The organism is Halomonas sp. DP5N14-9 (genome assembly GCF_019802175.1).
GTDB classification, from domain to species: domain Bacteria; phylum Pseudomonadota; class Gammaproteobacteria; order Pseudomonadales; family Halomonadaceae; genus Halomonas; species Halomonas litopenaei.
This window is the reverse complement of sequence record NZ_JAHVHR010000001.1, coordinates 294,393-309,546: the sequence shown is the minus strand read 5'-3', so window position 1 is coordinate 309,546 and position 15,154 is coordinate 294,393. Positions and strand designations below refer to the sequence as shown.

Genomic DNA, 15,154 nt, shown 5'->3' with positions numbered 1-15,154 from the left:
TTTTATAGGGTAAATAACTGAACATACTCCGAAAAATGCCATTTTCGTGACGTAGCGGTGACCTTCGCCAGCGCTCTACACTCGGCACCGGCACACCGGGACCCACAACAAGAGCAGGAGTCGGAATGCAGGACCTCGATACAGACAGGATGGTCACCTTTCGCAGGGAGCTCCATCGTCATCCCGAACTTTCAGGAGATGAAAGGGAGACCGCTCGACGGATCTCGGCAATGCTTCGCGAGATAGGCGTCGACGAGATACACGAACAGGTGGGCGGTCATGGCGTCGTCGCAATCATCGAAGGCCAACGACCAGGCGCCTCCGTCGGCCTGAGAGCGGATATCGATGCTCTGCCACTCCAGGAAGTGGCCAGTGCCGGCCACTGCTCCTCGCGTGCCAACGTCATGCATGCATGCGGCCACGATGGTCATACCGCCATGTTGATGGGCGCAGCCGCGCGACTGGTTCGCGAACGTCCCGAGCGTGGGCGGGTCGTGCTCGTCTTCCAGCCTGCCGAAGAACTCGGAACCGGTGCGCCGGCGATGATCGCCAATGGGCTGCTCGACCGTTTCCCGCTTCAAGCCATCTTCGGGCTGCACAACTGGCCCGGTGTCGAGGCGGGAAAGTTCGTCATCCACGACGTTCCCCACATGGCCTCGAGCGATGACTTCGAAGTGTGTTTTCACTCCTCCGGTGGACATGGCGCGATGCCGCACCTGTCCAGGGATCCCATCGTCGCGGCCGGGCTGTTCGTGACAGCCGTTCAGCAGATCGTCAGCCGCAACGTCAATCCGGAAGATATTGCTGTTGTGAGCCTCGGCAGCCTGCAAAGCGGTCATGCCAGCAATATCATCCCGGCGATGGCCAGACTCAAGGGCACCGCCCGCTGCTTCAAGAGCGAGTTGCGTCTGCACCTTGAACAGCGAATTCGTGACATCGCCGAGGGCATAGCCCACGCCTGCGGTTGCCACATGTCCTTGGACTATATGCCTTCAACGCCCGCCGTCGCCAATGACCCTGCTTGCGTGCGTCTCTGCCGCGAAGTTGCGCAGGGGCGATGGGGGCGTGACGCCCTGGCCTCCCACCCCATCAGCATGGGCGCCGACGATATGGGATTCCTGCTGGAAGCGGTACCAGGAGCCTACGCCTGGATCGGCAACGGCAGCGACTCCGCAGCGCTCCACCAGCCGAACTACGACTTTAACGACGCCATCCTGGGGAAGGGCAGCGACTTCCTCGCCGGCGTTGCCAGACACTTCCTTACTCTTCATCACCAACCATAGAGAGCAGTCATGAGCGATCTCGATACAACAACGACAGTCGAGAAGACCCCGCGACAAACAGTCAGATTTCCACACATTTTCGTGGTGCTGTTTACCTTCATCTGCATCGCAGCACTATCGACCTACCTCGTCGATGCCGGTAGCTACGAACGCACCACCACAGAGCAAGGCAGAACGGTGGTCGTACCCGATAGCTACACCACCGTTCCGGGTGAAAAAGCCACCCTACTGACGCCTTTTATGGCCGTATTCGAGGGCATGAAAGAAGGTAGCAGCATCATCTTCTTCATTTTCATTTCCGGCGGTGCCTTCGGCGTCCTCAAGGCTACTGACGTGTTGCAGAAACTGGTCACTAGTGTCAGTAACGCACTATCGGGAAGAGACATCATTCTGATTCCTTTATTGATGGCGATGTTTGCCGTAGGGGGGGCCACCTTTGGCCTGGCCGAAGAGACGATCGCCTTCATCATCATATTGGCCCCCATACTGAGAATGCTGGGTTACGATTCCATCACAGCCGCAGCGGTCCCTCTCGTTGGTGCCGGCGCGGGATTCTCGGCTGCTTTCATGAATCCTTTCACCGTAGGTGTTGCCCAGGATATAGCTGAACTTCCTCTGTTTTCAGGATTGACACTTCGCGTCATCTACTGGGTGGTCTTTGTCGGTGTCACTATTGCATTTGTCACACGCTATGCCGCCTCAGTTAAAGCAGACCCTACCGCCAGTCCGGTTTATCGCAACGATCGACGACAGTTCGGCAACAGTGTTCCTCCACGAGGCCATCAGACACTCGACCTTTCAGACAAGCTAGTCATGCTGGCCTTCACAGGCGCCATTATTTCAATCGCCTATGGCGTCATTCGGCACGGATGGTATATCGGTGAAATGTCAGGGATCTTCCTGCTTATGGGCATTTTGGTCGGCACCCTCTCAGGTATGGGCCCCAGCCGTATTGCCGAAGGCTTTGTCGACGGCTTCAAGGAGATTGCCATGGGAGCGTTGGTGGTAGGATTTGCCTACGGCATCCTGATCGTCCTGAAGGATGGCAGCATCCTCGATACCATCCTCTATCATCTTGAAACCTTGCTGGCCGACCTGCCATCTGCACTGACAGCCATCAGCATGTTCATTGTTCAGCTACTGCTGAACTTCCTCGTGCCATCGGGTAGCGGCCAAGCGGCCCTCACCATGCCCCTGATGGTACCTCTTTCAGACTTGATGGGTGTTTCCCGCCAGACAGCTGTGCTCGCATTTCAGTTCGGAGACGGTATTTCAAACATCATCACACCAACGTCTGGCTACTTCATGGCGGGCCTTGCCGTAGCTGGTGTGTCGTGGAGCAAGTGGATCAAATGGCTAGCCCCACTAGCCGTCACACAAATCGTCATGGCAGGTGGAATGATTACTATCGCTCACCTGATCTCCTGGACATGAAGGAACATTCGACATGCGCATCAAGAACATCACCGTCTACGGCATCCGGCTACCGCTCAAGCAACCCTTCAAGATCGCCTACGACACCTACGAAGACATTGAAAGTCTGGTCGTAAGCATTGAAACTTCCAGTGGCATCACGGGCTGGGGTGAAGCCGTTGTCGATCAGCATGTCTCTGGCGAGACCTGGCAGACCGCACGCAGTGTTATCACGCAGGAGCTGGCGCCACTACTGATCGGACGAACACCGGATCACATCAGTGCATTCCATCACGCTGCTGAGCGACGCACCCGCCATAACCCATCCGCCAAGGCCGCGCTGGATATCGCTCTGCATGATCTGCTGGCTAAACAGTACGACATGCCTCTTTTCTCTCTATTGGGCGGGCGTTTTCACAAGGTACTGAATCTACCTAGTGTCATTAGCATGCTGGATCCTGACGAGATGGCACGTCAGGCGGAAGAAGCTTGCCGGCAGGGCTTCGATTCCATAAAGATCAAACTAGGGGATGCGCCAGAAGCAGATATCGAGCGGATAGCGCGAGTAAGAGAAGCCATTTCAGCCGAAACCTCGCTGAGAGTCGATGCCAATCAGGGATGGAGTGCCAAGCAGGCACTTAAGGTCATCAATGAATCTCGCTCCTACCATGTAGATTGGTATGAACAGCCCGTATTCATCGAGAATCTCGACGCCCTGGCTCGAGTTACCCGTGCCACAGATGCCGTTATCATGGCTGATGAGCCAATCCACGGCACCAGGGACATGTTACAGCTTATTCGTCTTGGTGCAGCTGACATGGTCAACATCAAACTGATGAAATCGTCCGGGCTGCACGCCGCTCGGTGCATGGCGGAAGTCGGGATGGCGTCTGATATACCATGTCAAATTGGTTCCATGGTCGAATCATCCATCGCCACTCTGGCAGGAGCACACCTCGCCTTGGCTCACCCCAACATCATTGCCAATGATCTGGTCGGCCCATCCATGATTTCCTGCGATGTCGCTGACTTGCCGGGGGACGGCACCCATATCGAGCTGGGAGACTCGCCAGGCCTTGGCGTCGATGTCGATCCTGAGCGTGTGCGCGAACTCAGCATCTTTACGGACACCATCGACTAACCGTCGCGTGTTGCAACCGGTACAAAAGCACGGCCCGCTACCCTTGGTCGCGGGCTAACATGAGTATGGATGCCCATGGATCAGTCATCACCACGGGCCATCGTAGTCACAGCGAAGATGCTCCGCCATCGCTTTACTCCCCGAGCAGCATGGACACAATTCTCGTGGAAGTGCCCTCGTTCTCTCGCGACGCCCGTCATTTCTTACACTGGCCAGGGCACGAAGATGACACCGAGCCCGAGCGCCACCAGCGCTGCCCTGAGCCACCAGGCGAAACGTCCGATCAGTCCGTAGGAGACAAGGCCAAGGCCGATCAGCACGCCCAGGGTGGTAGCCAGGGCGGCGAAGACGCCGGAGCCAAGGTCGAGCAGCGCCGGGTGCGCGACCATCGCCAGCGGAATGACGTAGAGCCCGACCCCCAGCGCCATGGCCTTGCCCGCCACCTTCAGCCAGTTCTCGTCGGCCATGCCGGCGGCGATGAACACCGCACCACACACAGGCGGGGTGATGGTGGACAGCAGCGCGAACCAGAACACGAACAGGTGGGCGGTCAGCAGCGGCAGCCCCAGCTCGGTCAGCGCCGGCCCCGCCACCGAGACGCAGATGACGTAGGCGGCGGTAGTCGGTACCTCCATGCCCAGCACCAGGCAGGCCAGGGCGGTGAGCAGCAGCGCCGGCCACAGCTGCCCACCGGACAGCGACAGGATCGCCGAGGTGACCTTGACCCCGAGCCCGGTCAGCGACAGCACCCCGATGACCAGGGAGGCGCACAGGATGATCGCGCCGATGACCGCGATCTGGCGACCGGCGGTCAGCGCTGCCTGGGCCAGGCGGGCGCGAAACTCCGCTCCCGACACCTTCAGCTCGGCGTTCATGGCCAACAGCGCAAGGCCTGCGAAGATCGCCACACTGGCGGCGTACTGGGGGGTATTGCCGGCGTGGAAGATGCGCTCAAGCAGGATCGCAAAGGGCACCGCGAAGAACAGTGCGGTGGTGATCACCTCACGCGCTGCCGGGCGGTCCTCGGCGGCCACCGGCTTGAGATCGAAACGGGTGGCGAAGGCGTTGATGCCGAGCCACACCGTGGCGAAGTAGAGAAAGGCCGGCAGCAGCGCCGCGGCCATGATCTCGGTGTAGGGGGTGCCGGTCAGCTCGACCATGACGAAGGCCCCGGCGCCCATCAACGGCGGCATGATCTGGCCCCCGGACGAGGCCACTGCTTCCACCGCCGCTGCCAGCGAACGTGGATAGCCGAGCCGCGCCATCGACGGGATGGTGATGGCTCCGGTGGAGGCCACATTGGCCGACGCCGAGCCCGAGATCGAGCCCATCAGTGCGCTGGAGATCACCGACACCTTGGCGCCACCACCGGTCAGGCGGCCCGCCGCGGCGCCGGCCAGGTTCATGAAGCCACGCCCCGCCTCGCCCGCGTTGAGCACCGCACCGAAGATCACGAAGATCGCCACCACCGAGACGCTGACCCCGGTCAGCTTGCCCCACAGCCCGCCCTCGGCGATGGTCAGCGAACCGACCAGGCTGGCCATGGGCAGGCCAGGATGACCAAACTCGCCGGGCACGTACTGGCCCAGGGCCGCGTAGCCCAGCGCGATCGCGGTCACCAGCGGCAGCGGCCAGCCGATGGCACGCCGGGCGGCCTCCAGCGCCACCACTATCAGCAGCAAGCCCACCGCCATCTGCAGGGGGGTGTCGATAAAGCCGTACTGGCCGCTCAGGGCGTCCTCGTTCAAGGCGATATAGCCGCAGGCGGCGATACCGAGGGCGGTCAGCCCCAGGCCGCTGATGCGCTGCCACGGCGTGCGGGCGGCAAACACCAGCACCCAGGGCAACACCAGCGCCATATGCAGTGGCCGACTGATCAGCGCCGGCGTCAGGCCGTGGAAGATCAGCCCCAGGTGAAACACCACCGACAGGGCGCCGAGCGCGATCCAAAACGGGCCACCCGGCCACGGCGAACGAACAGGGTCACGCGCGTCGGCCGATGCGGCCGACGAAGAAGCGTCGCTTGAGTTCATGAAATCAGCACATCATCGATGAAACGGAGCGGGCCCGCAGGGGCCCGCCGGGTCGAGTCCTGGGCAGGATCGTCTCAGCGCAGGGCCTCGGGCACCTGCACGTCGACCTCGTCGTAGTAGCGCAGGGCGCCGGGGTGCAGCGGCCCCTCGAGGTTGGTCAGCATCTGCGGCGAGATCGCCTGCCACCAGGGCGAGGTCTCGGCCATGGCCTCGCGGCGCTCCCAGAAGGTCTTGGTCAGGGTGTAGGCGGTGTCCTCGTCCATCGCGCTGGTGGTGTAGGCCACCACCGGCAGCGAGGTGGTCAGCACGTCCTCGTCGATGCCCGCGTAGGTGCCGGCGGGGATGGTCTGGGGCGCGGCGCCGGTGGCCTCGACCTGTGCTTCGGTGAACGACACCAGGCCGACATCGTGGCTCGCGGCGGTCTCGATCACGTTGGGTGCCGGGAAGGAACTGCCGGTGGCGAAGGCGTCGATCTGGCCGTTCTTGAGCGCGTCGGGGGCGCTGCCCACGTCGGCGTCGTCGACCTCGACCTGGTCGGTGAGGTCGAACAGCTCGAGATAGCGTGCGGCCTCGCGGGCGCCAAAGGAACCCTGGCCGATCAGCAGGTGCTTGCCGGCCAGTTCATCGATGCCGAGAGTGTCCTGTTCGCCCGCTACCACGAAGTGCATGGTCAACGAGGGAATCGGGAAGAGCGCCCGAATGTCCTTGAGGCGCGGATGGTTGCGACTCTCGAAGGGGCCGGTACCCTCGCGGGCGCGGGTCACCAGGCCGGGCGGCGAGGTGAAGACGTAGTTGCCGGAACGCGCCATCACCTCCATGACGTTCTGCACCGAGCCCTGGCTCTCTTCCAGGGTCAGGGTCATGTCACCCTCGGTGCCGGCCTTGATCGCCTCGGACAGCTCCACTCCCATCTGGTAGTAGGCGGTGCCGGCGGAGGCGGACTTGTAGGTCAGGCGGGTCTGGGCGTGGGCGCTTGCGGCGGTCAGCACGACGCTACCGGCGAGCACAGCCGTCAGGGCCTTGAGGCCAGGGCTTCGAAGATGGCGCATTGAGGGGGTCTCCAGTCGACAGCGGGCGTGGCCAACGCCTCGTTTTGCTTATGCTCCCGCCTGGCTTCAGGACCTGGCGGAAATGGCCGGCCAACAGCATATTCGACTGGCGTGATTCGTGCCACGGCGCCCGCTCAGGTGTTGTTGGTCCTCTTGCGTCTACGCGCCAGGACCGGCGCGTCGTGTCGCCAGTGAAAGTGCGCTGCTTCAAGCAGCCTGGGTAAGGGTCTCAGGTCTTCAGGGCACCAAGGAGCGTCTCTCTCTTTGCCCCACTTTGCCGTGGGGCTTTTTTATGTCCATCTTGGATTTGCCTCTTCCACCTGACTTCGACGAACAACTCACCGCCATTTGCGATCCACCTCTAGACCTCTTCGAGCCGCACCGTTCGACCTTCCCTGAACGAGATATTCGCTGCCTCGGCCAGCCTCAATGCCTCGACGCCGTCGGCAATGCCGGCACGAGGCGCACGACCTTCCCGCCAGCTCTGGTAGAAGTCGTCGAGCTCACGCCGAAAGGCCTCTGCATAGCGTTCGAGGAAAAACCAGCGTGGGGCCTCCTCCAACTGGCCCTGCCTGCCGACGAACTTGAGCCGAGTGTCGCTCTCGTTCTGGGCCTGCAGCATGCCCTCACTGCCAAAGGCCTCGATGCGCTGGTCGTAGCCGTACACCGCACGCCGGGAATTGCTGATGGTGCAGATGCGACCGGAGGTCGTTTTCAGTATCGCCACGGCGGTATCCACGTCGCCGACGTCGCCAATAGCGGGATCGACCAGGCAGCTTCCGCAGGCGTGTACGCTCTCGATGGGCTCATCGAGCAACCAGCGGGCCATATCGAAGTCGTGAATCATCATGTCGCGAAACAGCCCACCGGAACCTTTGACGTAGGCAAGCGGCGGCGGCTCGGGATCGCGACTGGTGATCGCCAGCGTCTCCAGCTTGCCGATTCGCCCCTGCACCAGCTGGTCCTTGAGCGCCGAGAACTGCGGGTCATGGCGACGATTGAATGCCATGGCGCAGTGGCTTCCCGCCACCCTGGCGGCGCTCTCGCGGGAGGCCGCCAGATCGAGCGCTATGGGTTTCTCGCACAGGATGGCCTTGCCGGCAGCCGCAGCGCGCTCCAGATAGTCGATATGGGTCGCGGTGCTGGAGGCGATCAACACGGCGTCGATCTCGGAATCCTCGAATACCTCGTCGATGCCCCTGACCCGGGAGTCGAAGTCTCGGGCCAGCGCCTCGGCCCCCTCGAGATAGGCATCCACCACCGCCGCCAACGTCACCTCGGGATGGGCGGCAATGGACAATGCATGCACCCTGCCGATCCTGCCCGCTCCGATCAATGCCAGCTTCATCGCCTGCTCCTTGTCTGGACGTCCGTTTCATACGCATCCGGCCGAGCAAGATTGGCGTATTCGGCCCAGCAAGAGCATAGAAGTGTTGAACGGTAGGCAGTGGGCAGGCATCGCGCTGCCAGCAACTACGTAAGACATCTCGACGCAGTGGTCAGCCGGGTCCAGCTCGCGTGATCGACACCTCAGCTACTAGTGTGAACAGGGTGTCTTGAAAGTCACCAGCCCCCGTCTGACGGCAGTCAATTGCAACGATGGCGCTTCATACGCTTTCGCCGCTTACGGGAAAACCCGCTTTTTCGGCGGACTTTTTCCGTATTTTCTACCGTGAGGTGCTCTTGGCTGCGTGGACGATCGGCAAAAGGTGACCTCACGCAGGACGCGGCCTGCGCAGGCGCCTCTGCCACGCCCACAGGGCGCTACTGGTGCCCAGCGAGGCAGCCAGGGCGAGGCCAAAGGACAGCGCGGGGGAAAGGTGCGCGGCGGTTGCCGCAAGGACGGCGCTGAAGGCCACCAGGCTGAGCATGCCAAGCTGGGTGTCGGCCAGGGTGGCCCGGGCGACCTCGGCGCCGTAGCGCTGGTGCAGGGTCAAGGCGATGGTCAGCATGCCGATGGGGAAGCTCAGGGCGACGCCATCATCTTCCTGGCCAATCTGGTACTCGGCGTGGTGATGAGCCTGACCGCCGACATCGGTACCGAACATGGACTGTCGTTCGCGGTCTACCTGCGCGCGCCCTTCGGCCTCAAGGGCACCCACCTGCCGGCGGTGTCCCGCGGGGTGGTAGCCGCCATCTGGTTCGGCGTGCAGACCTACCTGGGGGCGCTGGCCCTGAACGGCATCGTCGAGTACCTGTGGGGCCTGGACAACTGGATCCTGTGGTATGTGCTGTTTGCCGTGGTCCAGATCGTCAACACCGCCCTGGGCATCCGCGCGGTGGAGCTGCTGGCGTCGATCGCCGCCCCCTGCATCGTGGCCATCTCGGTGTGGATGTACTTCACCCTCGACGTGCTCGCCGAGACCCAGGGCATCAATATCTGGACCTTCGTCGGCGACCAGAATGTGGCCGCGCTCGGCCTGTTCTTCGCCAACATGGCGTTCTGGTCGGCGCTGGCGGTGGATATCCCCAACCTGACCCGCTTCCTCAAGACAAAGGGTGGCGAGCGCAGTTTCTTTCAGCGCAACAAGAACGTCTTCGTCGCCCAGTTTCTGGCGCTGCCGGCCACCCAGGCCTGGATCGCGCTGATCGGCGGCGTATCCTTCATCGCCGCCGGTGACTGGAATCCGGTCACCGTCATCCAGGGACAGGGCGGCGGCCTCACCCTGATCGCACTGCTGGCGATGGTGATCCTGGCCCAGTGGTCGACCAACAACGCGGCCAACCTGATCCCGGCGGCGCTGACCTTCGTCAACGCCGGCGCGCCAAGGGTCAGCTACCCGGTCGCCCTGGTCATCGCCGGCATCATCGGCACCGCCTCGATGCCCTGGCTGATCCTCAACAACCTGTTCACCTTCCTCAGCTACTACGGCGCCGTGCTGTCGGCGGTGGGCGGCATCATGGTGGCCGACTACTACCTGCTGCGTCGGCGTCGCCTCAACGTTCCGGCGCTGTACGATCCCAACGGCCAGTTCCGCTTCAGCGGCGGCTTCAACCCCGCCGGCCTCATCGCCTGGATCATCGGCGGTGGCCTGGCGCTGATCTTCCTCGAGTACGCCTACGCGGTAGGCTTCGGCTCGGCCCTGGTGGTCTATATCGTACTGATGAAAAGCTGGGTGCTGCGGCGCTATCCTCAGGAGGAGATCACCTCCGGCTACGACGACCGATTCCTCGCCACCTCGGTGGGCCGCAACTGGGTCTACACCGAAAAGGGACGCTTCGAACGCCTGGAAACCGGTGACATCCCCGACTCCGCGCTCAAGCGCGAGGATCGCTGAGTGGCCGTCTAGCGCCGCCCGCGGCGGCGCCCACCACCCGCTACAGGAGACGTGCATGCCTGCACAACCCTTCACCGCCCTGGCCATCGGCGAGGCCATCCGACGCGGCGAACTCGATCCGGTCTCGTTGACCCGCCAATGCCTGACCCGGGCCGCCGACAGTGACGCCGTCTTTATCTCGCTGACCGAACAACGCGCCCTGGTAGAGGCCGAGGCCTGTGCCCAGCGTCAGCGCTCGGGTACCCTGCGCGGGCCGCTGGACGGCGTGCCGCTGGCCTGGAAGGATCTGTTCGACATCGCCGGCACCGCCACCACCGCCGGCGGCAAGGTGCTGGGCAAGACGCCGGCCGATCGCGACGCCGAGGCGGTACACCACGCCGCCGGCGCGGGCATGGTCTGCATCGGCAAGACCAACCTCACCGAGATCGCCTACTCGGGGCTTGGCCTCAACCCCCACTACGGTACGCCGCACCATACCCCTCCCCCCACCTCGAGCGAGCACGAGCACGAAAGCAGAAACGAGAACGAGCCGAGGGCCCCCGGCGGGTCCAGCTCCGGCTCCGCGGTGGCGGTCGCCCAAGGCATCGTGCCGGCCGCCATCGGCACCGACACCGCCGGCTCGCTGCGCGTCCCCGCGGCCTTCAATGGGCTGGTGTCTTATCGTCCTTCCCAGGCCCGCCACTCGCGCCAGGGAGTGACACCGCTGGCCGACAGCCTGGACACCATCGGCGTCATCGCCAGCACCCTCGAGGACTGCCTGGCCATCGACGACACGATGCGCGGCAGCGCGCCGCTGGTTCGTGCCGCCGCCGTGCCCGAACAGTCGGTAATCGTGCTCGATGCAGGTTGCCTCGACGACCCGAGGGTATCCCGCGCCGTGGGCGACAATCTGGAGGCCTGCGCCAGCCGCCTTAAGGACGCCGGCTTCCACATCGTCCGTCGCCGCGTGGCGAGCGTCGCCGACACCCTGGAGGCCATCACCCACCACGGCTGGCTGGGCGCGGCGGAGGCCTACACCGAGTACCGCGCCCTGCTGGAAGGCCCCGATGCCGAGGCTATGGACCCCAGGGTACGCAAGCGCCTGGAGGCCGCCCGCCAGATGGCCCCGGACAGCGTGGTCAGCCTGTACCGCCTGCGCCAGGCGTTCAAGACGCGGCTGCGCGAGGAGCTCGCGGGCGCGACCCTGCTGACGCCCACGGTAGCGCATGTGGCGCCCTTGCTCGCGCCGCTGGAAGCCGATCCCGAGCACTTCGCCGAGGTCAATCTGGCAACGCTGCGCCTGAGCATGGTGGCGAGCCTGCTCGACTCGCCGGCGGTAGCCCTGCCCAGCGGGCGCGACGACGACCGCCAGCACACCAGCCTGCAGCTGAGCCGCCCCTGCGGCGAGGACGAAGCGCTGCTGCGGGTGGCCCTTGGCGCCAGCTCGGCGCTGACGGCATAAATCACATTCATTCGGCGCCGACGGCGCCATCGGAGGTTGGCATGTGCGGACTGTGCGGTGCACTCGGCGGCGAAAGCCACTGGAGCACCAACATCGAGGACCCCGAGCAGGCCCACTTCGCGCGCAGGCGCGCCCGCGCCTACCGGGTCACCCTGATCAATCGCGTGCTGAGCCCCCGCCGGATCACCATCGAGGACTTCCAGGCGGCGAGCTTCGTGCTCGCCACCGCCACCGGCAAACGCGAGATCGTGCAGGACCTGGGCGGCGTATGGCTGCAGGCAGAACGCATGGGCGGTCATGAACTCGACCCGCTCGATCCCGCCTTCCTGGCCTCGCTGCAATGACGCCAGACCGCCACGACGAGGACACCACCATGAACGAGACGACACCCCTGGTGCCGGTGCACGTGATCTCGGGCTTTCTGGGCGCCGGCAAGACCACCCTGCTCAAGTCGGTGCTGGCCAGCGAAGCCTTCGGCGACAGTGCGGTACTGATCAACGAGTTCAGCGATGTCGGTCTCGACGACCGCCTGCTCGGCGAGATCGCCGAGGATGCGGTGCTGCTGTCCAGCGGCTGCGTCTGCTGCACCATCCGCGGCGAACTGTCAGAGGCACTCAGACGCCTGCTGTCCCGACGCCAGGACGGCGAGATCCCGGCGTTCAAGCGGATCGTGCTGGAAACCACCGGGCTCGACGATCCGGGTCCGATTGCCTCGACCATCACCGCCGACCCGGTACTGCGCCACCACCTGCGCCCCGGCACCAACCTGACCCTGGTCGACGCGCTCAACGCCGTCGACAGTCGCGCCCAGCACCCCGTCTGGGAGGCCCAGGTGGCGGTGGCCGACAAGCTGGTGATCAGCAAGGCTGACCTGGTCGAGGAAGATACCCTGGCAGGGCTCGAGGCCATGCTGGATACGATCAACCCGGCGGCCCAGCGGCTGGGCGCCGAGGCGCTACGCCAGCCCAGTGATGAGCTGTTCGCCAGCGGACCGCACCTGCAGCGTTTCACCCCCGGCCAGGTGAAGTCCTGGCTCGGCCCCTGGCGCAAGCCACCTCAGCATGATCCGGACCACCTCGGCGACATTCGCTCCTTCCGCCTCGGTCTCGAGGGCGAGGTCGACTGGACCTGCCTCGGCATCTGGCTGTCGATGCTACTCAACCGCCATGGCAGCGACATCCTCAGGGTCAAGGGTGTGCTCCACGTCCAGGACGACGATCGACCGGTGGTACTCCACGGCGTCCAGCACACCATCCACCCGCCGGAGCACGTGGAGGCCTGGCCTTCCGACGACCGCCGCTCGGAGCTGATCTTCATCACCCGGGACATCGACGCCGAGCGCGTGACACAATCGCTTGAGACCTTCATGGACAAGGTCAGTGATCATCCCAGCCCAAGGATCCTGCATGCCTGACACCGCCAAGCCCTGCGCCCCCTTTGTCCAGCGCAGTCCGGTTACCCTGCGCGTGCTGGGCACCTCGGTGACACTGCTGGAGAGCATTCGCCAGCGCGCCCGCGAGGACCTGGGCTTGCACCTGGAGTTCAGCGTCATGGACGGGGTGGCGGCACAGCGTGCGGGAGTGCTGGCGCCGGACAGCTTCGACATCTACGACCAGTGGTTTCACAACGTCGACTTCGTGTGGCCGGCCGGGGCCATCCAGCCCATCGAGCTTGCACGCATCCAGCACTGGGACGCGATCAATGACCTGCCAAAGACCGGCCGCTTGACGCCCCACGCGCCGCTCGGTGCCGGCGGCAATCCGGTCGACCGGCTCTATGTCCAGGCCGACGGCAGCTGCGGCGCCCGTCCCAGCGAGCGCATCACCATGCTGCCGGTCAGCCATAACGTGGACAGCTTCGGCTATCGCCTGGACATGCTGCCCCAAGGGCTCGACAGCGAGCAGGAAAGCTGGGGCTGGCTATTGGACCCACGCTGGCGCGGCATGGTCAGCCTGCAGAACGACAGCGCCATCGGCGCCATCGACGCAACGCTGGCCGCCAAGGCCGCCGGCCTTGTGCAGTTCGAGGACCTGGGCAACCTGAGCGTCGCTGAGATCGATTGCCTGATCGATTGCCTGATCGAGCTCAAGCGGGCTCAGCACTTCCGCACCTTCTGGAGCAACCAGGACCAGGCCTCTTCGGACATGGTCCGCGGCCGCGTCGGCATTGAGAGCCTGTGGTCACCGGCGATGACCGATCTCAAGCAACGCCAGATCAAGGTGCGCATGGCGGCACCCAGGGAAGGCTATCGCGCCTGGTACGGCGGCATGTCGCTGTCACGCAGCATCGTAGGCCGCAGCCTGGACGCCGCCTATGACTATCTCAACTGGTGGATCTCGGGCTGGCCCGGCGCCGTCATGGCACGACAGGGCTACTACATCTCGCCCCCCGAACTGACCCGGCCTCATCTGTCCGAGGCGGAATGGGACTACTGGTACGCCGGCAAGCCCGCCGCGGAGGAACTCGCCGGACCGTCAGGCCCCTGCGGCATGATCCACAAGGGCGAGGTACGCGACGGCGGCGACTACATGACGCGCATGAGCCGCATCGCGGTGTGGAACACGGTGATGGACGAGCACAACTACCTGGTGCGGCGCTGGAACGACTTTATGTCGGCGTGAGCCCGCTACAGCCCGTCGCTCGGCTCTGTCCGAAAAGTCGACGAGCGCAGGCACTTTTCAGGCGAGCCCTAGGCGAGCGCCTTGATAATCAACTGCACCCCGACCACCGCCATGGCCAGTATCACCAGCCGGTAGAACAACCGCTCGTTGACCCGGTGCTGCAGCCACAGGCCAGACCTGATGCCGAACCAGGCCACCGGCACCAGCGCCAGCGACGCCCAGATGCTGGTCAGGTTGATCTCGCCAAGCCACAGATACGGCGGCAACTTCATGGTATTGACTGCGGCAAACACCAATGTAGTGGTGGCGATAAAGGTGGTCTTGGGCAGGCGCCTGGGCACCAGGTAGAGGTTCATCGGTGGGGCGCCGGCATGGGCGATAAAGCTGGTGATACCGGTGGCGATGCCCGCGGGCCAGGCCCAGAAAGAGGCGATCGGCTTGGAGGCTGCCGGCTTCACGATCATGTAGGCGACAAACAATAGTGAGATCACGCCCAGCAGCAGTCTGACGTGGTCCTCGTCGAGGCTGCCCGCCACCAGGGTGGCCACCACCACGCCGATCGCCATGCCAGGGATCAGTCGCTTCACCTCGGCCATATCCTGATGCCCCCACCAGGCCTTGACCGCCAGGACGTCCATCACCAGCAGCAAGGGCAATAGCAGGCCAGCGGCGGCGATGGGGTCGATCGCCAGCGCCATCAGCGGCACCGACAGGGTACCGAACCCCCCGGCGAAGCCGCCCTTGGAGATGCCGGTCAGGTAGGTCGAGAGGATGATCAGGCCCCAGGCGAGCCAGGAGTATTCGGGCAGCATGGCATTCCTTGCGCGCAAAGACGCCGAAGCAGTGACTGCTTCGGCGTCTGTACCAATGATGGGGGCGGCGAATCGCCCCGACC

13 protein-coding genes are annotated in these 15,154 nt (G+C 64.0%); 8 read left to right on the top strand and 5 right to left on the bottom strand.

All coding sequences use genetic code 11. The annotated features are described in order from the left end of the window. Positions 1-125: 125 nt before the first annotated feature. Genes KUW00_RS01470 through KUW00_RS01460 form a run of 3 tightly spaced genes read left to right on the top strand, consistent with a single transcriptional unit; the run spans position 126 to position 3,837 of the window. Positions 126-1,283, top strand: a complete 1,158-nt coding sequence (locus KUW00_RS01470; protein WP_222568071.1) for a M20 family metallopeptidase — start codon at positions 126-128, stop codon at positions 1,281-1,283. Positions 1,284-1,292: 9 nt separating this feature from the next. After that, on the top strand, positions 1,293-2,717 hold the full coding sequence (locus KUW00_RS01465) for a YfcC family protein (protein ID WP_222568070.1): 1,425 nt from the start codon (positions 1,293-1,295) through the stop codon (positions 2,715-2,717). A gap of 13 nt (positions 2,718-2,730) precedes the next feature. Next, positions 2,731-3,837: a mandelate racemase/muconate lactonizing enzyme family protein gene (locus KUW00_RS01460; RefSeq protein WP_222568069.1), complete on the top strand. Its 1,107-nt coding sequence runs from the start codon at positions 2,731-2,733 to the stop codon at positions 3,835-3,837. 203 nt (positions 3,838-4,040) lie between these two features. On the opposite strand, the gene KUW00_RS01455 is transcribed toward KUW00_RS01460, so the two are convergent. From KUW00_RS01455 to KUW00_RS01440, 4 genes are all read right to left on the bottom strand, one after another. Then, entirely contained in the window at positions 4,041-5,870 is a 1,830-nt protein-coding gene (locus KUW00_RS01455) for a TRAP transporter permease (protein ID WP_222568068.1), read from the bottom strand. A gap of 74 nt (positions 5,871-5,944) precedes the next feature. Next, positions 5,945-6,919 carry a TAXI family TRAP transporter solute-binding subunit gene (locus KUW00_RS01450; protein WP_222568067.1) on the bottom strand — a complete coding sequence of 325 codons (975 nt, stop codon included), beginning with the start codon at positions 6,917-6,919 and terminating at the stop codon, positions 5,945-5,947. Between the two features lie 361 nt (positions 6,920-7,280). Then, on the bottom strand, positions 7,281-8,267 hold the full coding sequence (gene iolG / locus KUW00_RS01445; protein ID WP_222568066.1) for an inositol 2-dehydrogenase: 987 nt from the start codon (positions 8,265-8,267) through the stop codon (positions 7,281-7,283). Between the two features lie 367 nt (positions 8,268-8,634). Continuing rightward, entirely contained in the window at positions 8,635-8,967 is a 333-nt protein-coding gene (locus KUW00_RS01440; protein ID WP_222568065.1) for a hypothetical protein, read from the bottom strand. Here KUW00_RS01440 and KUW00_RS01435 point away from each other — a divergent pair. From KUW00_RS01435 to KUW00_RS01415, 5 genes are read left to right on the top strand one after another with little or no spacing between them, the layout of a single operon-like run. After that, positions 8,935-10,197, top strand: coding sequence for an NCS1 family transporter (locus KUW00_RS01435; RefSeq protein WP_222568064.1), 1,263 nt, complete (start codon positions 8,935-8,937; stop codon positions 10,195-10,197). The two genes, KUW00_RS01440 and KUW00_RS01435, sit on opposite strands and share 33 nt — an antisense overlap. A gap of 55 nt (positions 10,198-10,252) precedes the next feature. Beyond that, entirely contained in the window at positions 10,253-11,638 is a 1,386-nt protein-coding gene (locus tag KUW00_RS01430; RefSeq protein ID WP_222568063.1) for an amidase family protein, read from the top strand. Positions 11,639-11,679: 41 nt separating this feature from the next. Further along, a complete protein-coding gene (locus KUW00_RS01425) occupies positions 11,680-11,982 on the top strand; it encodes a hypothetical protein (RefSeq protein WP_045993133.1) in 303 nt (100 codons plus the stop codon). 29 nt (positions 11,983-12,011) lie between these two features. Then, positions 12,012-13,052 carry a CobW family GTP-binding protein gene (locus tag KUW00_RS01420; protein WP_222568062.1) on the top strand — a complete coding sequence of 347 codons (1,041 nt, stop codon included), beginning with the start codon at positions 12,012-12,014 and terminating at the stop codon, positions 13,050-13,052. Then, positions 13,045-14,259 (top strand): PotD/PotF family extracellular solute-binding protein, encoded by a 1,215-nt coding sequence (locus KUW00_RS01415; protein WP_261391925.1) that lies wholly within the window; start codon positions 13,045-13,047, stop codon positions 14,257-14,259. Before KUW00_RS01420 ends, KUW00_RS01415 begins: the two co-directional genes overlap by 8 nt. A 68-nt stretch (positions 14,260-14,327) precedes the next feature. Here the strand turns inward: KUW00_RS01415 and KUW00_RS01410 are convergent, their stop codons facing one another. After that, on the bottom strand, positions 14,328-15,071 hold the full coding sequence (locus tag KUW00_RS01410; RefSeq protein ID WP_222568061.1) for a sulfite exporter TauE/SafE family protein: 744 nt from the start codon (positions 15,069-15,071) through the stop codon (positions 14,328-14,330). Positions 15,072-15,154 lie beyond the last annotated feature (83 nt).

Coding starts and splice junctions, on each gene's coding strand:
- KUW00_RS01470 (WP_222568071.1), top strand. CDS start 126: ATGCAGGACCTCGATACAGACAGGATGGTCACCTTTCGCAGGGAGCTC.
- KUW00_RS01465 (WP_222568070.1), top strand. CDS start 1,293: ATGAGCGATCTCGATACAACAACGACAGTCGAGAAGACCCCGCGACAA.
- KUW00_RS01460 (WP_222568069.1), top strand. CDS start 2,731: ATGCGCATCAAGAACATCACCGTCTACGGCATCCGGCTACCGCTCAAG.
- KUW00_RS01455 (WP_222568068.1), bottom strand. CDS start 5,870: ATGAACTCAAGCGACGCTTCTTCGTCGGCCGCATCGGCCGACGCGCGT.
- KUW00_RS01450 (WP_222568067.1), bottom strand. CDS start 6,919: ATGCGCCATCTTCGAAGCCCTGGCCTCAAGGCCCTGACGGCTGTGCTC.
- iolG (WP_222568066.1), bottom strand. CDS start 8,267: ATGAAGCTGGCATTGATCGGAGCGGGCAGGATCGGCAGGGTGCATGCA.
- KUW00_RS01435 (WP_222568064.1), top strand. CDS start 8,935: ATGAGCCTGACCGCCGACATCGGTACCGAACATGGACTGTCGTTCGCG.
- KUW00_RS01440 (WP_222568065.1), bottom strand. CDS start 8,967: ATGTTCGGTACCGATGTCGGCGGTCAGGCTCATCACCACGCCGAGTAC.
- KUW00_RS01430 (WP_222568063.1), top strand. CDS start 10,253: ATGCCTGCACAACCCTTCACCGCCCTGGCCATCGGCGAGGCCATCCGA.
- KUW00_RS01425 (WP_045993133.1), top strand. CDS start 11,680: ATGTGCGGACTGTGCGGTGCACTCGGCGGCGAAAGCCACTGGAGCACC.
- KUW00_RS01420 (WP_222568062.1), top strand. CDS start 12,012: ATGAACGAGACGACACCCCTGGTGCCGGTGCACGTGATCTCGGGCTTT.
- KUW00_RS01415 (WP_261391925.1), top strand. CDS start 13,045: ATGCCTGACACCGCCAAGCCCTGCGCCCCCTTTGTCCAGCGCAGTCCG.
- KUW00_RS01410 (WP_222568061.1), bottom strand. CDS start 15,071: ATGCTGCCCGAATACTCCTGGCTCGCCTGGGGCCTGATCATCCTCTCG.